Source organism: Sphaerothrix gracilis Ecp01 (genome assembly GCF_030405905.1).
GTDB lineage: Bacteria > Cyanobacteriota > Cyanobacteriia > Phormidesmidales > Phormidesmidaceae > Sphaerothrix > Sphaerothrix gracilis.
Genome location: NZ_JASATW010000009.1, coordinates 39,028 through 61,435, shown reverse-complemented (window position 1 = coordinate 61,435; position 22,408 = coordinate 39,028). Strand labels below are relative to the sequence as shown.

Annotated in this window: 20 protein-coding genes and 3 pseudogenes; 14 read left to right on the top strand and 9 right to left on the bottom strand. The window is 52.7% G+C overall.

All coding sequences use genetic code 11. The annotated features are described in order from the left end of the window. The first annotated feature begins 241 nt into the window (after positions 1-241). On the top strand, positions 242-1,534 hold the full coding sequence (locus QJQ48_RS11625) for a pentapeptide repeat-containing protein (RefSeq protein WP_346291398.1): 1,293 nt from the start codon (positions 242-244) through the stop codon (positions 1,532-1,534). Between the two features lie 417 nt (positions 1,535-1,951). On the opposite strand, the gene QJQ48_RS11620 is transcribed toward QJQ48_RS11625, so the two are convergent. Continuing rightward, complete coding sequence (locus QJQ48_RS11620) at positions 1,952-2,158, bottom strand: DUF2283 domain-containing protein (protein WP_346291397.1); 207 nt, start codon at positions 2,156-2,158, stop codon at positions 1,952-1,954. A 132-nt stretch (positions 2,159-2,290) separates the two neighbouring features. Between QJQ48_RS11620 and QJQ48_RS11615 the strand changes: the two genes are divergently transcribed. Both QJQ48_RS11615 and QJQ48_RS11610 read left to right on the top strand, forming a co-directional pair. Next, the gene (locus tag QJQ48_RS11615) at positions 2,291-2,539 is read left to right on the top strand and encodes a DUF433 domain-containing protein (protein WP_346291396.1); all 249 of its coding nucleotides are present in this window, start codon (positions 2,291-2,293) and stop codon (positions 2,537-2,539) included. After that, entirely contained in the window at positions 2,536-2,898 is a 363-nt protein-coding gene (locus tag QJQ48_RS11610) for a DUF5615 family PIN-like protein (RefSeq protein ID WP_346291395.1), read from the top strand. The genes QJQ48_RS11615 and QJQ48_RS11610 overlap by 4 nt, the downstream gene beginning before the upstream one ends. A gap of 87 nt (positions 2,899-2,985) precedes the next feature. Here the strand turns inward: QJQ48_RS11610 and QJQ48_RS11605 are convergent, their stop codons facing one another. Then, on the bottom strand, positions 2,986-3,321 hold the full coding sequence (locus QJQ48_RS11605) for a hypothetical protein (RefSeq protein ID WP_346291394.1): 336 nt from the start codon (positions 3,319-3,321) through the stop codon (positions 2,986-2,988). Positions 3,322-3,393: 72 nt separating this feature from the next. Here QJQ48_RS11605 and QJQ48_RS11600 point away from each other — a divergent pair, with 72 nt between their 5' ends. Then, a complete protein-coding gene (locus QJQ48_RS11600; protein ID WP_346291393.1) occupies positions 3,394-4,620 on the top strand; it encodes an FAD/NAD(P)-binding protein in 1,227 nt (408 codons plus the stop codon). Positions 4,621-4,670: 50 nt separating this feature from the next. Further along, a pseudogene (locus QJQ48_RS11595) lies at positions 4,671-4,790 on the top strand (ArsR/SmtB family transcription factor); the annotation flags it as partial. A 420-nt stretch (positions 4,791-5,210) separates the two neighbouring features. Here the strand turns inward: QJQ48_RS11595 and QJQ48_RS11590 are convergent. The 3 genes and pseudogenes from QJQ48_RS11590 to QJQ48_RS11580 all read right to left on the bottom strand — a co-directional run bounded on the left by QJQ48_RS11590 (position 5,211) and on the right by QJQ48_RS11580 (position 5,930). After that, positions 5,211-5,543 (bottom strand): annotated as a pseudogene (locus tag QJQ48_RS11590) (DUF5615 family PIN-like protein). Next, positions 5,540-5,770: a DUF433 domain-containing protein gene (locus tag QJQ48_RS11585; RefSeq protein ID WP_346291392.1), complete on the bottom strand. Its 231-nt coding sequence runs from the start codon at positions 5,768-5,770 to the stop codon at positions 5,540-5,542. Before QJQ48_RS11585 ends, QJQ48_RS11590 begins: the two are co-directional and overlap by 4 nt. Before the next feature lie 37 nt (positions 5,771-5,807). Further along, positions 5,808-5,930 (bottom strand): BrnT family toxin, encoded by a 123-nt coding sequence (locus QJQ48_RS11580; RefSeq protein ID WP_428843045.1) that lies wholly within the window; start codon positions 5,928-5,930, stop codon positions 5,808-5,810. Positions 5,931-6,038: 108 nt separating this feature from the next. On the opposite strand from QJQ48_RS11580, the pseudogene QJQ48_RS11575 reads away from it, so the two are divergent. Next, a pseudogene (locus QJQ48_RS11575) lies at positions 6,039-6,281 on the top strand (ArsR/SmtB family transcription factor); the annotation flags it as partial. Here QJQ48_RS11575 and QJQ48_RS11570 read toward each other — a convergent pair. Further along, positions 6,206-6,412, bottom strand: a complete 207-nt coding sequence (locus QJQ48_RS11570) for a hypothetical protein (RefSeq protein ID WP_346291550.1) — start codon at positions 6,410-6,412, stop codon at positions 6,206-6,208. The pseudogene QJQ48_RS11575 and the gene QJQ48_RS11570 sit on opposite strands and share 76 nt — an antisense overlap. A 269-nt stretch (positions 6,413-6,681) precedes the next feature. Continuing rightward, complete coding sequence (locus QJQ48_RS11565) at positions 6,682-9,126, bottom strand: M10 family metallopeptidase (protein WP_346291391.1); 2,445 nt, start codon at positions 9,124-9,126, stop codon at positions 6,682-6,684. Between the two features lie 583 nt (positions 9,127-9,709). Between QJQ48_RS11565 and QJQ48_RS11560 the strand changes: the two genes are divergently transcribed. From QJQ48_RS11560 to modB, 3 genes are all read left to right on the top strand, one after another. After that, on the top strand, positions 9,710-10,402 hold the full coding sequence (locus QJQ48_RS11560) for a DUF1028 domain-containing protein (RefSeq protein WP_346291390.1): 693 nt from the start codon (positions 9,710-9,712) through the stop codon (positions 10,400-10,402). A gap of 128 nt (positions 10,403-10,530) precedes the next feature. Beyond that, a complete protein-coding gene (modA, locus tag QJQ48_RS11555; protein WP_346291389.1) occupies positions 10,531-11,352 on the top strand; it encodes a molybdate ABC transporter substrate-binding protein in 822 nt (273 codons plus the stop codon). After that, on the top strand, positions 11,349-13,412 hold the full coding sequence (gene modB / locus QJQ48_RS11550; protein ID WP_346291388.1) for a molybdate ABC transporter permease subunit: 2,064 nt from the start codon (positions 11,349-11,351) through the stop codon (positions 13,410-13,412). The genes modA and modB overlap by 4 nt, the downstream gene beginning before the upstream one ends. Here modB and QJQ48_RS11545 read toward each other — a convergent pair. Together QJQ48_RS11545 and QJQ48_RS11540 are read right to left on the bottom strand one after the other, a co-directional pair. Further along, positions 13,401-16,205 (bottom strand): ATP-binding protein, encoded by a 2,805-nt coding sequence (locus tag QJQ48_RS11545; RefSeq protein ID WP_346291387.1) that lies wholly within the window; start codon positions 16,203-16,205, stop codon positions 13,401-13,403. The genes modB and QJQ48_RS11545 overlap by 12 nt on opposite strands. 242 nt (positions 16,206-16,447) lie before the next feature. Further along, on the bottom strand, positions 16,448-17,605 hold the full coding sequence (locus QJQ48_RS11540) for a low temperature requirement protein A (protein ID WP_346291386.1): 1,158 nt from the start codon (positions 17,603-17,605) through the stop codon (positions 16,448-16,450). 202 nt (positions 17,606-17,807) lie between these two features. On the opposite strand from QJQ48_RS11540, the gene QJQ48_RS11535 reads away from it, so the two are divergent. The 5 genes from QJQ48_RS11535 (at position 17,808) to QJQ48_RS11515 (ending at position 22,271) form a co-directional block, all read left to right on the top strand. Next, positions 17,808-18,896, top strand: a complete 1,089-nt coding sequence (locus QJQ48_RS11535) for a DUF362 domain-containing protein (RefSeq protein WP_346291385.1) — start codon at positions 17,808-17,810, stop codon at positions 18,894-18,896. A 96-nt stretch (positions 18,897-18,992) separates the two neighbouring features. Then, entirely contained in the window at positions 18,993-19,418 is a 426-nt protein-coding gene (locus QJQ48_RS11530; protein ID WP_346291384.1) for a heavy metal-responsive transcriptional regulator, read from the top strand. 119 nt (positions 19,419-19,537) lie between these two features. Continuing rightward, positions 19,538-19,732 carry a heavy-metal-associated domain-containing protein gene (locus QJQ48_RS11525; RefSeq protein WP_346291383.1) on the top strand — a complete coding sequence of 65 codons (195 nt, stop codon included), beginning with the start codon at positions 19,538-19,540 and terminating at the stop codon, positions 19,730-19,732. A 38-nt stretch (positions 19,733-19,770) separates the two neighbouring features. Next, a complete protein-coding gene (locus QJQ48_RS11520; protein ID WP_346291382.1) occupies positions 19,771-22,038 on the top strand; it encodes a heavy metal translocating P-type ATPase in 2,268 nt (755 codons plus the stop codon). 14 nt (positions 22,039-22,052) lie between these two features. Continuing rightward, on the top strand, positions 22,053-22,271 hold the full coding sequence (locus QJQ48_RS11515; protein WP_346291381.1) for a hypothetical protein: 219 nt from the start codon (positions 22,053-22,055) through the stop codon (positions 22,269-22,271). Positions 22,272-22,408: the final 137 nt, after the last annotated feature.

The window sequence follows — 22,408 nt, the reverse complement described above, 5'->3', positions numbered from 1 at the left end:
GAGATATCCGCACAACCCGATTACCATTGTGATTGACGACGGCTCATGTTTTCGGTGCTAGCCATGATGCAAATTCAACTGAGCTTACCCGAAAGTGTCTTCTCTGCCTTGGGTTGCCAATTCCTCACCAATATTCCTGCTTGATTAGGAACGCTGGGTTTCCTGAATTCAACCTAGCTTATGGTGATGAACGACCGCTCAGATTCTTAAGTCTACTCCCAAAATTCAAACCTATTAGACGATGCCTGTATCACTATCTATACATAAATTTGAAAAAATAAAAAAGAAGGCAAAAAAACTGCTTGTAAAGGCCTCGATTATAGCCATTTCAACGAGCACCTTAACCGTCAGCTACTTTACTATTGAGTGGCTATATCAAATGAATTGGACGGGATTTGGAGAAGATGTATCAAAACCGACTGTACTACTTGAAAGAGATCCCAGCGGGGAAATCACTGATATATCCGTAGAAATTCCAATAGAGGAGAAAAGTTTTTGGGACTGGCTAAGTCTAATTGTAGTGCCTGCAGCCTTATTAATTATTGGCTACGGCCTTCAGCAACAGCAGCAAAAGAGAGCAGCAGAAGGAATGAAGGAAGATGCTTTGCAGGGCTATTTCGATAGTGTGTCGTCGCTCTTGATAGGCGAAAATTTACTTGCTCTTGCTGCAAAGATATATTCCAACTCAAATGAAGATGAGGCAGCTCCAGAGCAGCAAGAACTGTTTTATGCTGCCATAGATGTTATTAGAGCCAGGACTTTATCTGTCCTAAGGAAATTCAAGGATGACCCAGAACTGAAGAAAAATATTTTTCTTTTTCTCATCGATTCTGAGCTTATTAATAAGCTCAGAATCGATCTCAACGGTGCTGATTTAAGTGGAGTGGAGCTATGGAAAGTATCTCTTAAAGATGCCAATTTGAGGGATGCTAGCTTTGTAGGAGCAACGATATACAATTGTGATTTTACTTGTGCTGATCTGGTTGGTGCAGATTTTAGCGGTGCAGATATTGGATTTGTGGATTTTTCTGGGGCCAAACTAGGCGGAGCCGACTTCAGCGATGTCAAGATATCATTTACCAGCTTCGAAAATGCTGATTTTATAAGAGATGAAATATTGATAGCTGGCCCTAGAATCGGCGTAGAAGTAAATTTCATAAATGCAAATCTTAGATGGGCAAGCTTCAATAGCTTGGATCTTTCTGGTGTTGACTTTAGTGGGGCAAATTTAGAGAGTAGCGATTTTCAAAATGCCAGACTGACGCGAGCCATTTTTCATAATGCTAATTTGAGAGGGACGAATCTAAGTCATGCAGATTTGTTTGGCGTAGATTTTTTTCGCTGCAATTTGCGGAAGGCTAATCTTAATGGTGCGAATATTAGACAAGCCTCATTTACACTTGCCAATTTGAGCGAAGCTAAATTGAGTGATGTTGAGCTTGAGAAAACGCCTTTTACAAAAAGGCAATTAAAGCAAGCTAGATTGAGTAATTCTATCTCTTCTGAAAGTGAGTGCGATCGCTCTTCGCTGTAGATTAAATTGACGCCAAGGAAACCCAACACATATCATTCATACCCCTTTGCCAACTCAATCCCCACATTCGTCCCCCAATCCTCCGCATACCACCCCTGCGAAACATAACGCCGAAACCTCGAATACAGCCATCCTGCGGTGACTTAGCCAACTGATGACCGACCGGATTGGTGTGGGTGGTGTCAAAATAGTGCTGAAAATCAGCTTTATCCTGAACCTGATGCTCCCAAAACCGCCGCTGCCAAACCGCCTGCTCTTGGCTTTTTGAGCCGCGATAAAGACTGTTGCCGCCTGTGCGATTGCTATTCAGGACTAGTGCGAAACGGTGGGAGTAGAGAGCGATGGGGAGCGGGCGATTTTTCTTCTGCTACGCAAGAGCTAGGAGCGATTGGCTCGTTAGAGTAATCCGCATAAACTTTACGCCGCCAACAGCGGAACCCCCAGCGCTTGCAAATCAACCGTTTCTACATTTTTAGAATAGTTGTCCAACGTAATGGCAGCCACCTTGCCATCACCGTCACAGTCCAAAATCAAATCGTCCGTAATCGCATCTGTCGCCACAACCAGTTTTGTCGTGAGTTCGATCGCTAAGGTATCCGTATCAGGAAAATATTGAATCTTCATTGGGGTTCTTCACCTCGTCGCTGACGTTTATAAAAGTTGCGATCAAAGAAAGCATTGTGAACAGTTTCCCTATCCTCTCGGCATTAAGCCTGCGAGTGCCACAATAGACGTGAGCGATCAACAAGACCCATCATGACCCGCGAAGAACTCCTATCTCGCATTTCGATTAACACCAACATTTGCTTTGGCAAGCCCTGCATCCGGGGACATCGGATTTGGGTATCGCTGATTTTAGACTTTCTCGCTAGCGGCAGTAGCATCGCCGAAATCTTAGCCGACTATCCCGAACTCGAAGAAGCCGATATTTACGCCTGTCTAGCCTATGGTGCAGAAATGAGCCGCGAGCGCTACCTTGACATTCCGCTAGAGGCCAGCGCGTGAGGCTCAAGCTGGATGAAAACATTGGCCAACGAGGAGTGACTCTGCTCAAACAGGCCGGACACGACGTAGCAACCGTCGTCGAACAAGGGTTAGCGTCTACCCCTGACGACAACTTGATCGAAGTTTGTCGGCAAGAGCAGCGTTGTCTGGTATCGCTCGACCTCGATTTTAGTAATCCTCTGCGGTTCAAGCCTTCCGATTACTGCGGCATTGCCATTCTCCGGTTGCCCCCGCGTCCAGAGCCCCAGGATTTACTGGACACCTTGAAAACGTTAATCGGAGGCCTGGAACGCGAGGAAATTACGGGTAAACTTTGGACAATCCAGAAAGGCAGGATTCGCATTTATCAAGAAGAGTAGCGCGATCGCCCTCTAAACAGGCGAGCAGGAAAACGATGGGAGTGTAGAGCGATCGCAATATTTTGTCGAATGATGCGCTGGGAACGCCTACCAATGCGAATTGCCCGCATCGCGATTTTCTTCAGCCATCAGCGCAATCCGGCGGTGGGGCCAAGCTTCCAATAGCGGCATGTCCGTCTCTAGCTGAAAGCCCAACTCAAAATAGACGGGTACGCCAGCCGCTAAACGTTGTAAAAGCGCTGTTTCAGGCTCACTATGGAAGATTTCAACTTGGGGAAAGCGGGCCCTCACATGGGTAGCATCAATGGGCACCGCGCCGACTCCCGGCGTAACGTAAACCGCCGAGGGTGGCATCTGAGCGAGTTCCTGCAGAATCCAGGTTGTTTTGCCTGCACCGCAGGGACCCGCAACAACGGTGATCATAGGCTTGCAAACTGGTAACGATAATCATTATCATATTACCTGCATCGGATTCGATCAACCCAAGTAGACGTTATGGCTCAGTTGCAGACCGATATTGCCGTTATTGGGGCCGGCCCGCAGGCCCTCACCCTGGTCACTCACGTATTGCAAAAGAAGGCGAAGCTGCGCGATCGCATCCAGGTCTTTGACCCTAGCGGCACCTGGATGACCCAGTGGCAGCAGCAGTTTGCCGCCCAAGAAATTGCCGAGTTGCGATCGCCCGCCGTCCATCATCCCGACCCCAATGCCCACGCTCTGCGAACCTTTGCTGAAGGGCGCTACCACGAACTGCATCCGCCCTACGACCGTCCTGGCACGCGCCTATTTCAAGCGTTTTGCGACACGGTGGTGCAGCGCTGGCAGTTGCAAAATCAGGTGGTGCCAGCAGCGGTCACGCGACTAGGACCTTTGCAGCAAAGACCTTCCCGATTTCGGTTGACTTTATCCACTGGGGACACCGTGCTGGCTCGGCGGGTCGTGCTAGCCACCGGAGGCGGGCAGCCCTATCTCCCCGATTGGGTTGAGCAAATCAGTGCCACCTATCCACCAGAACGGTTGGGCCATGCCCATCAAATCCGATTGCCTGAACTCAGTTCACTCGCGGGTGAAACCGTGCTCATTGTGGGCAGTGGCTTGACCAGCGGCCACCTGGCTGTGGGGGCTATGAAGCGCGGCGCGAAAGTAGTGATGATGGCGCGGCGCACCTTCCAAGAAAAGCTATTCGATGCTGAACCGGGGTGGCTGGGACCCAAGTATCTGAAAGGATTCCACGAGGAAGCAGATATGCAAGCCCGCTGGCAGATGGTACAGCAAGCCCGCAATGGTGGCTCGCTCACACCTGCGATGATGATGCGCCTGCGACAACTCCAGCACCAGGGGCACATCACTTTTTATGAGCACTGTCAGGTGGCAGATGCCCAGTGGCAAGGGGACGCCTGGAACGTGTGCTGCGACAATCACTCAGTCCATGACTGCATTGCTCATCAACCCATCCATCGCATCTGGCTCGCTACGGGAACGACCCTGGATATGCGATCCCATCCCCTACTGACGGACGTGTTAGCGCAATTCCCCATCGAAACCGTCAACGGCTTGCCCGTGCTGGATGAACACCTACGCTGGCCAGGGTGTGAACTATTTTTGATGGGACCTTGGGCCGCTCTGCACGTAGGTCCCGTCGCGCGGAATTTGTTCGGCGGCAAGCTAGCCTGCGATCGCATTGTACCTGCTCTCACCAAAGCTACCTTGTCGTTTGCTTAGAGCGCGATCGACGTTGAGCACGCAGGCCATACGCCATAATAAGCCCATGCAACTTGAAGATTCTCAAATATCGTAACGACGGCAAGCTGGCTTACTGTTCTTTGCGCGATCGGCGGGTATCCGAGATTCTCAGTTACTCGCTGAAGCGAGTTGTGGATCAGCGATTTTAGGGGTTGGGAAGGTCTGTAGCCTACGTTCCGCAGGTTGCTTTTTATTTTCAGGAGTGCATTAGATTTAAGGTCGCTGGAGTCATTGAAATCCCGTTGGTCATGCTTCAAAATCCGAGGCTGGTCTAAATTGCGAAATATTAAGGCCGTGGTTCAATAAAAAATATGACCTGAACCTAGAATGCTTGCTCAATAAGGTTTTCAAGAGTTGATGGCTGATATGCACATCAGAAATATACTGTCAACCTGCGGAATGTCGGCTGTAGCGTTGCCCATCTACCCATCACCCGCAGCTGACAACCTCTGCATCACAGCTAACCAGTTTTCGACAGTCGGTGTACGGGGCTTTATTGTGCAGCGATCGCCATGACGCTTCCTTGTTTATTCAAAGACTAGGAAAGATAGCCAAAAGCCATTGGTGAACTACGATAAAGCCAGCAGCGATAAATTGGCATCTTCATAAAATAATTTGATTGTGCTAAACTCCCGACGCAGCAAATTTTCAACTTGTACTGTTGAACAGTTGCCAAGTCAAAGCCAAATAACTTTTGGTGGATTTCCAAACACTAAACTTAGATCGTGCATAGCAGCATCTTTCGAGACAATCATCAAATCATTGTCCTTTGCGTAATCCCAAACAATGGGGTCAATTGTTGCTTTCATGCCCACATCTCGAACATGAAGTGAGTTTGGAAAAAGAGCGCTCATCCGGTTCGGTAATTTGGGCGATAAGTTTTCATCAAACAGCAATTTCATGCAGATAGCGGAGCCGTTATAAACCGACGCTCCCGATCAGCCGCATAAGCAATACAGGCTTTTAAGTCTTCTCGTGTTAGATCGGGAAAATCGTCGAGGATTTCGGCTTCGGTCATCTCGGAAGCGAGGTACTCAAGCACTTCATAAACCGTAATTCGCAAACCACGCACACAAGGCTTACCACCGCGTTTATTGGGTTCGATTGTGATGTAGTCTCTGTAGTTCATATTTGGGATTGACCGTGTTCTTGATATTTACGCAATTTTAATACTGATCATCTAGCTCAACTACCATTGAATCTGCAAACACTTCGAGAACATTGGCAAAATCAATTTCATGCTTAAGAATATTTTCGAGAATTTTTGTCTCATCCCACTCGAACTGCATGCAAGACTACACAACCAGTTGAACTTTCTCTATTATCCTGCATATAGCGTTTCTGAAGCCAGTAAAGTGCGGAAAATGACCTGAGTCCTTCACTCTTAAGGCAGCGAGGATCGCTCACGGCTAAAAATTCTCTATGCCCTCAGCAATGACCAGGAACTTTGCGTTTGCGATATCGTTACCCTGCTAAACGTCAAAGTCGCGATCGCCTCCCACCACCTACGCAAACTGTGGGACTTGCAGATTCTCAAATATCGCAACGACGGCAAGCTGGCTTACTATTCTTTGCGCGATTGGCGGGTAGTGGTCCGAAAGGTGAGGGTGCTATCCTGCGGCGTGACTGAAACGGTGTAGCTAAAGTCGTAGTTGTTGAGGCCACGGGTGGGGCTATAGCTGAAGTCGAGGCGATCGCCCAAACCGAGCAAATTGGTATAGCTAACAAAAGGCGCTATCTGAGCTGAGCCGGAACTGGGAGAGGACGTCAATCGGAAGGGGTTGGGCTTGAACCGACAGTGATGGATGTCCTAGGAAACAGTAGCTGAAGCTGGAAAAGGCTAAGTAATGTAGTAGATGCTTCATAGGGATATGAGCAACAGCGGTAAGAGAGTGAATTAGAGGAAAAAGCTGCCAGTATCTCTAGCAGCTACAGGACGCTGTATTTTTTGCAGAATAGGGGCTTGAGTGAGGTTTATCTACGCTTGAAAGATAGAGTTTGCATATGGTTTGTCAAAAGATGGCTCAAGCCTCTGCGTGACTACACCATCAAGAAATCGTTGTGGGAGAGCGCTGTGGAAGGCGAGAAGCTGGCAAACTGAACGGCGGCTTGACTGCCCGAACCATCGGCGTCAAAAGAGAGGGCGCCTGTACCCTGGTCATAAATAAATCGCTCATTGGCCCCTGTAGCAGATGAGCCAAGGACAAACTGGCTGCTATCAAGCAGACCCGCCATCAGGTCACTACCAAAACCGCTGGCGCTAATCAGCAGCTTGTCGCTCTGGTCTTGGGTGAAGTCAACAATGTTGTCAATTCCTTCACCGAGGCTACCGAAAAAGAACTTGTCTGCGCCTAAACCACCCTCTAGCGAGTCATTGCCTACACCACCTAGCAGGGTGTCATTACCGTCGCCAGCTAGAAGGTAGTCACTGCCAGCACCGCCTAAAAGGTAATCGTCGCCAGTCCCTCCCGAAAGTCCATCATTACCTTCGTAACCATAGAGAGAATCGTTGCCTTCATGACCATAAAGGGTGTTGTCGAAATCATTGCCATTGACGACGTTATCTAAGCTATTGCCTTGACCCGTCACAGCAGTACTTGTTTCTTCTAACGTTAAATTTTCGACATTAGCCCCTAGGACGTAATCAATATAGGAATACACTTGGTCGAGGCCTTGACCACTGTTCTCAACAACGAAGTCACCTGCACTATCAACGACATAATCATCATTGCCTACTCCGCCTAACATGAAGTCGTCACCCAGTCCGCCATTGATATAATCATCACCGCCATCCCCATACAAGAAGTCGTCTCCACCGCCACCGAATAGATAGTTGTTGAGACTGGTACCGTTGATGGTGTTGTTGAGGCCGTTACCAAAGCCATCTACGGCATTACCTTGCAAAGTTAAATTTTCAACATTGGCGTCTAAGGTGTGATTGACGGAGGCGTAAACCTGGTCAAGGCCCTGATCAATGGCTTCAGTGATGCGATCGCCAACGCTATCAACATAGTAAATATCGCTGCCCTCGCCGCCAAACATGAGGTCGTTACCGCTGCCGCCGCTGAGGGTGTCGTTGCCGCCATTGCCAAAAACAAAGTCGTCGCCGTCACCTGCATCTATATAGTTGCTGGCATCATTGCCGCTGATAACATTATTGAGGCTGTTACCTTGACCGCTAAGGGCAGTTCCTTGCAAAATCAGGTCTTCAACGTTGGCGCTGAGGATGTGGCTAGTGGACGCTAAGACCTGATCAAGACCCTCACCTAAGGCTTCGATAACGCGATCGCCCATGCTATCGACATGATAAGTATCATTGCCTGTGCCGCCCAGCAAAAAGTCGTTGCCGAAGCCACCATCTAAGCTGTCATTGCCACCGTTGCCATAGAGCGTGTCGCTGCCTTCAAGTCCATAGAGGGCATCATCGCCGTCATTGCCGACTAGGACATTCTCAGTACTGTTTCCTATGAGGGTGTCATTACCGCTGCCGCCTACCGCGTTTTCGATAAGCGATCGCGTGTCACCTTGAAACTGAAGGGCATTGAAGATATGGCCTCGCGCATAATTGCCATCGCCCAGGTATGCCAGCTGAGCCACGCCGTTAGCATCAAGGTCGCTCCAGCTACCGGGCGTGAGATTAACGTTGAGGTTGGTGGTGTAGTTAGAAAAGTCGTAGGTGTCATTACCACTGCCATCCCAAATGGTGCGGAAGATGCGATTATCTCCAGATTGGCCTTGACCTACACCATTGATGAACATCTCGCCAGTGTTGGTTGAAAACTGATAGACGGTGTCTGTAGCGTTATGAGCAAAGTTGGCCCCGTACATGTGCTGAATAGCGGCGATGTCATACATCATGAGGGACTGAGCATGGCCAAACTCCTCATTGTGATAACCAGGATTGGTATCTCCAACGTAGGATTTATAAGTCATGATCGAGAATTCCATAGAGTCTCGATCAAAATTCATTGGAACACCAGTGATGCCGGGTTCATGACCGTGATTGAGTCCCAAAGCATGACCAATTTCATGACCTACCGTCCGATAAGCACGATTGCCAGATACTGGATTGCTTTCAGTCGTAGAATCGAACCAAACATCACCTGCTGCAAAACCATTATGAGGAATATAAGCATATGCATACGCTCCATCTATTCCAGGATGTTCTGAGTTTCCTAATCGAATAGTTGCATCGTAGTCATTTGCGTATGTTAAATCGGTAAAGCTGAGATTGGAAACATTCTGATACATGTTCATCCAGTCATATACGGCTGACTGTTGAACACTATTTAAGGGAGTGAACGTGCTGCCATGAGTAAAGCTATTTGCATAACCGAGTTCATCTTCATAGTCGTTCCAAAAGTTATCGGTGAAGCTGAAGCTGAGGTTGGGCGAAGCCCAGCGATTTTGGGTGAGTAAAGCATCAATATTGTTGTTTCCAGCAGCAGTGTTAGCAACAACGGGATCTTTTTGTCCGTAAACCATGAGTTCAAGCTCCAGAATGTTGATGATCTAGGGGGCTTTTGAAGAGAAGGAATCTGCTATTTGCGCTCTTTCTCAGCCGCATTTCATGTCATTAAGATAGGGAACTTGAGCGATCGAATCATTTACTAAATCTGTCAAAGCAAATGGCATTTTCGGTGGGGTGTTTTGGCGATTGGGGCAGGTGAGGTGGCGCTGAGCGGTAGGTGGGGTTGCAGAAAGATGCAAACCGGTCTCGGCTACGCTATTTCTTAGCCTGAACTGTCTCACCCTGGTTGACACATTCCGGCGGACTCACTTCGTCTCAACCAAAAACAGAACTCGCTCAGGGTTAGGGACTAGGACCAAGAGCGATCGCCGCTCTCGATCAGCAACCGCTCTTTGCCGAGGAGGATATGTTGCCGCTAATAGCTGGAATATCTAGCTTTGAAGGTTAATGATTGAAACCATTACTGGCAGCCCATCCGGACTTAGCAAAATGCTCAAGTTAGAAGAGGGTTATCTACGCCACAGTCTGAACCTTAGACCGCCGATAGAATAACCTAATTATTATTTTTTAAGAAAAGTTAAGGACAGTATCGGCGCTATGACTTTCTCGATTGTGGCTTGGGATGCAGTGACGGGAATGACTGGCGTGGCCGTTGCTACCAAGCATCTGGCCGTGGGCGCATTAGTGCCCCATGCTAAAGCTGGGGTCGGGGCGATCGCCACCCAGGCCCAAACCAATCCGCTTTTAGGCATTCGGGGTCTGCAGTTCTTAGAGCGAGGGCGTCACGGGGCAGAGTCAGTCTTGCAGCGCCTCTTGCTAGAAGATGCCGACCACGAGCAGCGGCAGGTTCACCTAGTAGATCGATGCGGACAGACGGCGGCCTGGACAGGGCGGGAGTGTGTAGGCTGGGCCGGACACTTCACTTTTCCTCACTTTTCCGTCGCTGGGAATATGCTGGTGGGCGAGGCGGTACTGCTGGCAATGGCGACGGCTTACGAGCAAGCCGAAACGGCTCCCTTCTGTGACAGACTACTGCTGGCCCTAGAAGCTGGAGATACAGCAGGCGGCGATAAGCGAGGGCGACAGTCAGCAGCTCTGTACGTCATGGATACGGAGGTCTATCCCCATCTGGATCTGCGGGTTGATCACCACGCACAGCCGATTGTGACGCTGCGATCGCTCTACGAAGAATCTAGCAAAGATTACTACCAGTCCTTCCGTCAGTCGATGCCGTCAGAGCAGCACAAGGTTCTAGCGCTAGAATCAGCTTGGCTAGAGGAAGCGGTTTAGAGATACTGAACGGTGAGTTTTTTCAGCAAGCACCTGTCTAACGTCTTGAGGTTGCTACCTCAGATATGATAGGAGGAGGCTCGATCAGCCGCATATCGGCCCTATCAGCGTAGTGAGGCCGCTTTGCTTTGCCCAACAGATGTTTTCACTTGCTGCTCAATCGTTTGATTGTGATCATCTTGGGAATAGGGCTGCTAGCTTTTGGCGGCGCAGTCGGCTGTGATTCCCGGCAGCCTACAGCCGATTCGGTTTCTGCTCCTGCAGTCAGCCTCACCCTCTCAGCCGCGGCCAGTCTGCAGGAGGCGCTAGAAGCGATCGCGCCCCGCTTTGAGCAAGCCCATCCCAATGTTGATTTGAATTTTAATTTTGGCGCTTCTGGCGCTTTGCAACGGCAAATTGAACAGGGTGCGCCTGTAGATCTATTTTTTGCCGCCGCCGCTCAGCCAGTGGAAATCTTAGCGGCTAAAGGTCTGATTCTGCCTGACTCTCGCCGGAACCTTGTCAGCAATCGTCTAGTTCTAATTGCGCCCCAAACAACCGCGCTGGCAATTACCGATCTGAGGCAGCTCAGCGCAGCCCGCTTTAGCCGCCTTGCCGTGGGTGAGTTTCGCAGCGTCCCCGCCGGACAGTATGCCCAACAGGCATTAGCAGCGCTGAACTTGCTTGCCCCGCTACAGGAAAAGCTGGTTTTTGGCAGCAATGTCCGCAGCGTACTCACCGCTGTTGCTAGCGGCAATGCGGAGCTGGGTTTAGTCTATGCTACGGATGCGGCGCTCAGCGATCGCGTTCAAGTCCTGCTCACTGTACCTGCCAATTTGCATACCCCCATTGTTTACCCCATTGCTATCGTCAGCCGCTGTCCCCACCCTGCCGCTGCCGCCCAGCTAATCGAATTTTTGCAGCAGGACGCCGCTCAGGCCGTCTTTGCCGAGTTTGGGTTTGGCGCGTGACCCTCTCTCCCCTGTGGATTTCTCTGCGCATCGCCGCGATCGCTACTTTAATTACTAGCGTACTCGGCATTGCAGCGGCTCAGCTGATGCATCGCTACCAAGGGCGCTGGCGATCGCTGCTAGAAGCCTTTTTGCTATCGCCTCTGGTGCTACCGCCCACAGTACTGGGCTTTTTGCTGCTGTGGCTGCTGGGTAAAAATGGCCCCCTAGGTCAACTGCTCGACCGCTTTGGCCTTACCCTCGTCTTTACCGAAGCCGCTGCCGTTCTCACGGCTGTGATTGTGGCCCTGCCGCTGATGTATAGGACAGTCCTCAGCGCTTTAGAGCAAATTGACGTTCACCTACAGCAGGCTGCCAGAACCTTGGGCGCTTCCGAACTGCGAGTCTTCTGGCAACTGACTTTGCCCCTGGCTTTTCCCGGTATCCTGGCTGGAACGACGCTCGCCTTTACCCGCGCCCTCGGCGAATTCGGCGCGACCTTGATGCTCGCTGGCAATATTCCCGGTCAAACCCAAACTCTGCCAATGGCAATCTATTTTGCCGTCGAAGCCGGAGATTTTAGAGAAGCGGCACTGTGGACAGGGATTATTTTAGCGATCGCCCTGGGAGGACTGGTTGGAGTCAATGGGTGGCGGAGCTGGCAGGGGGGGAGGCGTGGAGTGAGGTGGAGTGGGGGTGATAGGGAGGATGGGGGAGATACGGGAGATAGGGAGGATAGGGGAGATGTAAGAGGTGGGGGAGTCAAGCAGGCGGCAGGGAATGGGGGTGTTCAGAAAACTGTGATCGAGCAGGCTAAAACCCCTGATTTCTCAAAACCAAGATTGAGACAAACATCTAATCACGTCCCAATTTCTCTACCCTCCGCTCCCTCTTCCTCCTCTCCCCTACCTTCCCTATCGCCCCCACCTCCCCCTTCCCCCACCCTCTCCGTTTTTCTCATCAAGCACTTCAGCGGCTTCACCCTCAAAGTCAATTTCTCCACCGAGCGTCAGCCGCTCGGTCTGTTGGGCGCTTCGGGGGCGGGTAAGAGCCTGATTCTGCGCTGTATTGCGGGGATAGAAACGCCGGATGTGGGGCGGATTGTGCTCAATGGTCGGGTGCTGTTTGACGCGGCGGCGGGGATTAATCTGCCAAGCTGCGATCGCCGGGTCGGGATAGTGTTTCAGAACTACGCCTTGTTTCCGCATCTGACAGTAGCGGAAAATATTGCCTTTGGTTTACCCAACAAGCTTTCTCAACGGCAGCAGCGACAGGTCATTGAACAGGAATTAGCAGCGGTGCATTTGCAGGCTTTGGGCGATCGCTTGCCAGCCCAGCTTTCCGGCGGGCAGCAGCAGCGGGTAGCTTTGGCGCGGGCCTTGGCGAGTCGGCCAGAGCTGTTGCTGTTAGATGAGCCTTTTTCTGCTTTGGACACTCACCTGCGCTACCGAGTAGAGCGAGATTTACGGCGGCGTTTAGCCCAGTTTTCAGGGGCGACTTTGTTAGTGACTCACAATATTGAAGAAGCCTATCGCCTCTGCGCCACTTTGCTGGTCTTAGATCAGGGTCAGGCTAGCCTTCACGCTGACAAATATACGGCCCTCAATTGCCCTCAAACCGTCAGCGCGGCGCGGCTGACAGGCTGCAAAAATATCTCCCGCGCTGTGCCCAACGACGCCCATACAGTTCACGCTCTCGACTGGGGCTGTACGCTACAGGTTGCTCAGCCTATTACTGCCCAGATGACCCATATTGGGATGCGGGCCCACCAGTTCAGCTTTTTAGACCTTACAGATTGTAACCAGAGCGCCATTGCCCCTCCCTCTCCCGCGATCGCTAAACCAGAACCAATCCCTAACACTTTCCTCACCTGGCTAGTCACCACCAGCGAAACGCCCCACCGCATGACCCTCTATCTCAAGTTCATCAGCCCGCCCACCCACGCTGATGACTACCATGTTCAGGCCGAGGTCTTTAAAGAGAAATGGGGCAGGCTAAAGCAACTGCCCTTGCCCTGGTCAGTGCAGCTAAATCCAGCGCGGCTAATGCTGCTCAATAGCCGTTTTAGGCTACCTCACTAACTCAGAGAGTTCTGACCTAGCAGCTTGTTTGGTCAGAGTTAGCGGCAGCCAGATTTTGAATTCAGCGCCGCTGCCCGGTGCACTGGCAACGGTAAATGAGCCCTGATGGCGCTCAACCACTATTTGATAGCTGATAGACAGGCCCAGTCCGGTACCTTTGCCCACTGGCTTAGTCGTAAAAAAGGGATTGCAGAGCCGATCCATCTGCGCCGCAGCAATGCCAGGGCCGTTGTCGGCAACGACAATTTCAATGCCGGGGCGATCGCTCTGCGTTTTAGGGCAGGTTGTAATGCTGATGGTGGGAGGGCCTTGCTGCTCTTCGGGTTTAAGCGTTTCTAAAGCATCAATGGCGTTGACAATCAGATTCATAAAGACCTGATTAAGCGCTGAAGGATAGCATTCAAGCGGCGGTAAAGTTGAAAAAATACGCTGAATTTCAATTTCAGGCCGACTGCCCTGAGCTTTGAGCCGATTTTTCAAAATCAGCAGCGTACTTTCTAGACCGTCGTGGAGATCAACGACGCGGGTGGGTGATTCATCATGGCGAGAAAAAATCTTGAGGCTCTGCACAATATTGAGAATGCGCTTGGTGCCGTCCTCCATAGAATCAAGAACTTTGGGGAAGTCCGCCTGTAGAAAGTCTAAGTCTATGGCTTCAACCTGGGCTAAGAGCGCCGGTGGCGGCTCGCCATAGACGCTTTGATAGGCTTTGATCAGCTTCAGCAAATCTAAAGCGTAGTCCTTAGCAAAGTTTACGTTGCCCGCAATGAAGGCAAGGGGATTGTTAATCTCATGGGCTACACCTGCAATAAGCTGGCCCAAACTAGACATCTTTTCTATTTGGATGAGCTGGCTCTGAGTTTGAGTCAGCTCTGTCAGTAGACGCTGTAGCTCAGTTGTCTGCTGACGCAGGGCGTCTTCTGCTGCTTGGCGCTGGGTAATGTCCCGCACGATAGCCACATAGCGATCGGCAATATCTGCCTGAGCGGTTGGCGTAGAGAGCTTAATTTCCAGGGTTTTGGCAGCCAAAGTAACTTTGAAGGGGCCGCTGTCAGGAACAGTCACTCCAGCTAAAAAAGCCGGATCGGGAAATAGCGCTGGCAAAGACTGATTGATTAGCGGTATTCCAGTTGCCTGCAATAGTTCCTGGCTAGCTAGGTTGGCCTGTTGAATCTGTCCCGCTGCATCTAACACCAAAATGCCATCCGCAGCTAAATTAAAAAACTGTTCAGCCTGCTCCCGCGCTTCGCCCAGAGCCGTAATCTGAGGCAGCGTTGTCCAGCCGGCGATCGCTACGCCTACAGCCGCCCCGATTAGCAACACAACCACCAGCAGGTTGACCTGGTTAGTCATTGGCAAGGTTGCCACACGCGCGTGAATCAGCCAGCTAGCCGCGATCGCCCCGCTCAGCAGCCCAATCAGCCCTGCTATCTGCACAATAGCCCAGTCTTGAGCCGCACCAATGATAGGCGACGGCTGGGATGAAGCCAGTTGTGGCCGCTGAGGAAAACGGCCAACAGCCTGAAATAGACCCCAAACGGCCCCTGGCAGCAGCAGACCCAGCAGCAGGTTTTGCCAGCCCCAGGCCCAACCGCCCCCCACAATCACCAGCGTCTCTAAAGCAGCAAAGCCCAGAGAGATCCAAGGCCAACGGACATAAGCCTGCTGTCGCTGCTGCCACAGCCCAACGTGAAAGAGAGCAAAAGATCCCAGCCAGCCTAAGCCGGTCACAAAAATGATCTGGGTAACATCGCCCCATAGGAGAAAAGCCAGGCTGAGGAGCAGCGTCAGCGTCAGGCTAACGCCTAAAATCCCCTGTCGGGAAATTTGGCTGAAAGCCGCAGGTAGCTGAGCGTCCACGCTGAGCTGATATAAGATGCGAGGCGTATTAGAAACCGCGGTGGCGCAGCTCAAAAGGCTGCCAGAGGCCAGCAAAAAGGTGACAATTAGCGGCGCGCTAGGCCCCCAAAAAGGGCTAGCTGCCACCAGTTGCTCATAGGGTACGTCAGTTCCAGTCATGGGCAGACTCGACCGCAGCAGAATCCAACTGCCGGCCAGGTAAACTAAAGGGATGAGGGCTGCCGCTAAAGGTAAGACCCTGAGCGTGTTTCGAGGAGAGCGGCTATCGGCGACAAAAGCAGAGCCGCTCTCACAGGCATAGACGGCATAGCTAGCAATGGTATACCACTTGGCCCAAAGTCCCAGATGAAAGTCGCCCCAGGTAATAGGTGAGAGGCTGTTGCCGCTAATCACAAACCAGCCTAAACCTTGCACACAGAACAGCAGCAGCAGCGAGACAGCCGGCACCACGAAGAACAGGTGTAGAATTCCCAGCGCCCGGGTACCGCTAAAAGCAACGGCAAAAGCGATCGCCGTAAAGCCAACTTTGAGCAGCAGGACGGGGCAGTCAATGCCAAAAGGGGCGAGATTGACTTGGACTAAATCCGTCAGCACGATGGCGCTCACAGGCAGCACCGCCACCCAGCTCAGATAGTATCCCAGTGCGCCGTAGGTTGCCAGCCAGGGAAGAGTAGGCAGCAGGCGGCTGAGATAGCTGGGCGTCCCACCCGATAGGTCAGGCCATTCTTCACCTAAACGCTGAACCTGCAAGTTGATCAAGATGCCGATAAGTGCACTGGGCAGCCAAATTCCCAAAGCCTGCCAGCCGAGTTCTAGCTGCATTGCAGGGGCTACCCCTAACCACAGCAGCAAACCCGTTAACCCAAATCCCCAAGTTTCTAAAGAGCTGAGGCTACGCGGTAAGCGCAGTGAAGAAGCTAAAGTTTTAGTCATTAATTTCTGACAATTTGAGCAGGCTGATGGATAATCAATGCACCCCTAGCAGGCTAAATCCATTAGTCCAACTGCCAAGTACTGACTGCTAGGTTGCCCAGTTTGCAGACAGCCTTGTAGACGTTCTAGCATCTTAGCTAGATTAAAGTCTTAAAGTAGAAAATATGACCACGAAATCGCCTGGATTGAGGCACAGTCCTCCCATGCCTTAAATTTGCTACTAGAGCATCAACAGATTTCGCCTAGGCTGGCAGAGAAATACCGTCAAATCGATTTAGCGCTATGAGCAGCAAGCTCAAGAGGAGAACCAGCCCCCAGGCAGACAGCCCCGCCCAGGAAATTAGGCTCAGGGCAAACAGGGCTAAGCCTAGCCGCGCGGCAATCACGGGCTTCGGTAAAGAGTGGGGGGCAGCCCACTGAACCGCAGTTACGCCAGTCAGAAATAGGGCGACTCCGCCACAGAAAACGCTGCGAGCCACGATTGGAAAGCTGTGTCCAGCGGCGGCTTCAATGGCAAACTGAATGCCGACTCCGGTCGCCACAATACCCATAAAGATTAGAAGGTGACTATAGCCGTAGATGTACGATCGCAGCAGTGCCCGCCTGCCACTGCGCAGCGCCCAGTTGATTGTCGATTCATCGGCCCGCTCAAAATACATCCACCACAGACTCACCGCAGCGAGAAAACCGGCTAGCCCAGCCAGGACGCTGGGCCATTGCCAGTCAGTCTGCGAGACGCCGGTAGCAACCGCAATGATGGCCTCTCCGAGAACGATGATGACGAATAGACCAAAACGCTCATCCATATGGGATTTTTGGGTTGGTACCGAGCGGATGGTTAGATAGGTGATGGGGCCGTTGCTAATTTCAATCAGCAGGGCGATCGCCCACAGCCAGAAACGTATGGGTTCCGGGACAGCAATGGACAGCAGCCACAGAAAAAACGCAATTGAGAAGCTGACTGTGTAGCGGGCCGTTAACTCACGTGAGGGCGGCACAAACCGCCAAGCCTGCACGTATAGAAAGATAATCACTAACCGCAAAGTGGCATAGATAGCCGCAAACTGGGCCGAGCCGCCGCTGAGGGCATTGGGCACCGTCAGCGCCATCACCACGATGCCAAACATGACGCCCAGCATCACCAGTCGGTAAGGCCCGCGATCGACATCAAACTGATCGGCGTAGTAGCTAAAGTCAATCCACAGCCACCAAACGGGCACGAATAGGGCGGCAAAGCTGGCAATTCCGGCCCAGCTAAGGTCGCTGTGCAGCAGATGGGCTAGCTCAGCGATCGCAAAAACAAAGACCAGATCAAAAAACAGCTCTAGCCAGGTGGCATGACGGGTGGGCTCGCGGTCTGCTTCTAGGTACAGCCGCAGCGGATGAGGGGGTTGAGACATGGATATTTTTTTAGGGGGCAACTTTACTGCTCAAGATATCGCACGGATTCAGGCAATTCTCATCTGCGATCGCCACAATAGAAAGGAGTTGGTTGCTTAATAGTCAACCAGCGCCCAGGCTTCCAGTTCTGGTACCCAGCCAACACTTTGAAACCCAAAGCTTAGAACTCGAAACCTGGAGCTGACATTAACCCCATTTCCTATGCCTGATTTCCTGCCTGCCCAGCCTTCCCGCCGTCGCCTGCTGAAACGATTGGGCCTCATGAGCGGCGCGGCCCTGCTGCCAGCAGCCCTGCGGTCTTGGGCAACACCTGCCTCGACCCTGCCCATTACACCGGCACTCCCGCTCAATGCCTTAGCCCAGGCCACGCCCCTAGCCGCCGCCGGACTGAACCCACACCGGGTCGTCCTGGTAAGTACCAGCGACCGGGTGCTAGGGGTACGCCGCGCCTTGGAGCTGTTGCAGCCGCCGAGCTTTCAGGATAAGCGCGTTTTCATCAAGCCCAACTACAACACCGCCGATCCGGCTCCGGCCTCGACCGATCCGGCTGTCCTCGAAACCCTAGTGCAGGAAATTCAGGGGGCCGGAGCTAGTCAGATTAGTGTGGGCGATCGCTCCGGCATGGCCGACACGCGCCGCACGCTGCAGCAGCGACAGGTGTTTGCTCTAGCCGATCGCTATGGCTTCACGCCGCTGGTGTTTGACGAACTGAGCCGCGATCGCTGGCAGTATTTTGCTAGCGAGGGCAGTCACTGGTCGCAGGGCTTTGCCATCGCCCAGCCCGTACTGGCAGCAGACGCCATTGTAAATGCCTGCTGCCTGAAGACCCATCGCTTTGGCGGTCACTTCACCCTGTCGCTGAAGAATACTATTGGCATGGTGGCCCGCCGCGTGCCGGGCGACGGACACGACTACATGCGAGAACTACACCGCTCAGCTAACCAGCGCCTGATGATTGCGGAAGTGAACCGCACCTATCGTCCGGCGGTGAATCTAATTGACGGCGTGGAGGCTTTTGTCAGCGGCGGCCCGGAGCAGGGACAGCGGGTTAACGCTGGGGTGATGCTGGCAAGTACGGATCGAATTGCGATCGACGCGGTGGGAATTGCGATTTTGCGGCTGTTGGGTACGACTCGCACCGTCAGCAGCGGCTCTATCTGGAGCCAAGCCCAGATTCGGCGGGCAGCCGATCTAGGCTTGGGGGCCATCGGCCCAGAGCAGATCGAGCTGGTCACAGGCGATAGTGCCAGTGCGCAGATGGGCGATCGCCTACGTCCGTTTCTGAGCTAATTCCGTTTCTGAGCTAATTCGGTCAAATTTCCGCTCTCTTTAACCCTAAAGTTAGCTAAAAGGTTTAGGCTAGCAGAAACCCTATAGGGCAAACTGATGACTGTCGCAACCGGATTAAAAATTGGAGCAGTGTCAAAGCAAACGGGGGTGGCCGTGGGGGCGCTGCGCTACTACGAAAGCCTGGGCTTAATCCAGTCCTGGCGCGGCGAAAACAGCTACCGCTACTACGAACCAGAAACCGTACAGCAGGTGCAGTTTATTAAGAAGGCGCAGGCCCTAGGGTTCTCGCTGGAAGATGTGAGTGAAGTGCTCAATGTGCACAATCAGGGAGATCTTCCCTGTGAACTGGTGCAGTCAATTCTGCAGCAGAAAATTGAGCAGCTAGAGGCACAGATTCAGCAAATGCTGAGCTTTAAAGCGGAGCTGGAAAACTACCGCGATCGCTGGGCGGCCAATCAGCCCCGGCCCCAGCCCGGTGAGATCTGTCCCCTCATTGAAACCATACCGCTAGCGGATGCCTGATCGCGCATCTGGATCACTCACTGCCACAGCCGCAATAGCGGTCATTAAGGCTAGCCCCCTAGACTCTCTAGTTAGCTGTAGGCTTTAACCTAGAAGTCATAGTCAATTAGGTCAGCGCCATGAAAATTCAGTTCAACGTCCCCAATATGGCCTGCGACGCTTGTGCCACCAGCATTACCAAGGCGGTTAAGGCCGTGGATAGCAGCGCTCAGGTTGTAGCCGAGCCGCAAACTAAGCGAGTCGAAATTGAAACCGCAGCCAGCGAAGGGGCTGTGCGTCAGGCGATTGAGCAGGCGGGCTATACCGTAGCCTGATCCCTCAGCTATTGGCGTCAACTTGTGAGGACTCTACCATGACTGCAACCACCCTCAAGCTCAGGGGTATGAGCTGTGCTTCCTGCGCCAGCAACATTGAAACCGCAATTCAGCAGGTGGCTGGCGTGGAGCGCGTGCAGGTGAACTTTGCGACAGAACAAGCCAGCGTTAAGTATGATGAGCAGCGTACCAGCCTAGAGCAGATTCAGGCCGCCGTGGCTGAAGCCGGCTACGAAGCAAGTCCTGTAGAAGACTTGGGGCTAGGGGAAGAGGATGCCCAAGCCCAGGCCGAACGCCGCGCTGAGCAGCGATCGCTGCTGACCAAAGTCATCATCAGCGGCCTCGTCAGCAGCGTCATCGTGGTGGGATCAATTCCGGCCATGACGGGCCTGACCATTCCGGGCTGGCCGATGTTTTTGCACAATCCCTGGCTGCAGCTAATTCTAGCGACGCCGGTTTTGTTTTGGTGTGGTCAGTCCTTTTTCGTCGGCGCGTGGAAAGCCTTCTGGCATCGCAGCGCCAACATGAACACCCTGATTGCCTTGGGCACTGGCACCGCCTATCTTTACTCAATTTTTGTCACCCTGCTGCCGGCAGTTTTGATTTCTCAGGGCTTGGCCCCGGAAGTTTACTACGAAGCAGCCGTGGTGATTATTACGCTGCTGCTGCTGGGGCGATATTTGGAAGATCGCGCCAGAGGTCAAACCTCAGATGCTATTCGTCAGCTCATGGGCCTGCAGGCCAACACAGCGCGGATAGTGCGCCAGGGTGAGGAGATAGATATTCCGATTCAGGAAGTCGCCGTGGGCGACATTGTGATTGTGCGACCGGGGGAGAAAATCCCGGTGGATGGGGAAGTCGTCGCCGGGAATTCCACGGTGGATGAATCGATGGTGACGGGAGAACCGATGCCGGTCAAAAAGGGGGTGGGGGAAGAGGTAATCGGAGCCACCCTCAACAAAACTGGCAGCTTTAGGTTCAGGGCAGCGCGGGTAGGCAAAGAGACGCTGCTGGCTCAAATCGTCAAGCTGGTGCAAGAGGCTCAGGGATCAAAAGCGCCCATTCAGAAGCTAGCCGATCAGGTGACGAGCTGGTTTGTGCCAGCGGTGATAGCGATCGCCCTCGTGACGTTTCTGCTCTGGTTCAATCTCATGGGCAACCCAACCCTGGCTCTGCTGACTACCGTGGGGGTCTTGATTATTGCCTGTCCCTGCGCTCTGGGATTGGCGACGCCCACCTCAATCATGGTAGGGACGGGCAAAGGGGCTGAGAACGGTATTTTGATTAAAGGGGCCAGCAGCCTGGAGCAGGCTCACAAGCTCCAGACCATTGTGTTGGATAAAACCGGCACCCTCACCCAGGGCAAGCCCACTGTCACCGACTATCTCACAGTGCGCGGTACAGCCAACAGCAACGAAATCAAGCTTTTACAGCTCGCCGCTGCCGTCGAGCGCAATTCGGAACATCCGCTGGCCGCTGCCGTTGTCAGCTACGCCGCATCCCAGGGCATTGGCAAATCGCAGCTAGCCACGACCGAAGACTTTGAAGCAGTCACTGGGCGGGGCGTCCAGGCCACAGTCAACGGCCAGCTTGTGCAGATCGGCACCGATCGCTGGATGCAGCAGCTTGGGATTGAAACCAGCCGGTTGCAAAGTCGGCGGCAGGCTCTAGAGGCCGCTGCTAAAACCACGGCCTGGATCGCCGTAGACGGTAAAGCCGAAGCCCTTTTAGGCATTGCCGATGCCCTGAAGCCCTCCTCAGCTGAGGCGGTGAAAGCGTTGCAAAAGTTAGGGCTAGAAGTGGTTATGCTGACCGGCGACAATCAGCAAACAGCCGAGGCGATCGCCGCTGAAGTAGGGATTCACCGCGTTCTGGCAGAAGTGCGACCGGATCAAAAAGCCGCTCAAATTAAGCAACTCCAGGCCGAAGGCAAGCAGGTGGCGATGGTAGGAGACGGCATCAATGATGCTCCCGCTTTGGCCCAGGCAGATGTAGGCATTGCCATTGGGACAGGCACCGATGTGGCGATCGCCGCCAGCGATATCACCTTAATTTCGGGCGATCTGCAGGGCATCGTCACCGCAATTCAGCTCAGCCAAGCCACGATTGCCAATATTCGCCAAAACCTTTTCTTTGCCTTCATCTATAACGTGGCGGGCATTCCAATTGCAGCCGGCATTCTCTATCCCGTCTTTGGCTGGCTGCTCAATCCCATCATTGCCGGAGCCGCGATGGCGTTTAGCTCGGTTTCGGTGGTCACTAATGCCCTACGTTTGAGAAATTTTCAGCCCCAGCGAGGGCGCTAGAGGAGGTCAGGACGATGAAGCGACGAGACTATAGTTGGGGTAGCCTGCTGAGCCTCAGCCTGCTGCTGGGAACGGTGGTTCCCGCCCCCGCCAAAATGGCCGAACCCGCTACAGGCGAGTTTCGCCAGATTGAGCAGCCCTTGGGCCTGAAGCTTGGGGTTACGGCTGCTGGTGTCGGGCTGATTGGCTTAGAGCTGTGGTGGTTCCTGTTTAGCAAAGGCAAGGCCCAATAGACCATCAGCTCCAGCGCCACCGTAGCTGCTTAGGCACTAAAACTTTACCCCAAAAAGACTTACCTTTTGAGAGACGTATCCGGCACAAGCGAACGGCATGATTTTGGTGGGTCGCGACTACTCCGAAGGAGAGGTCT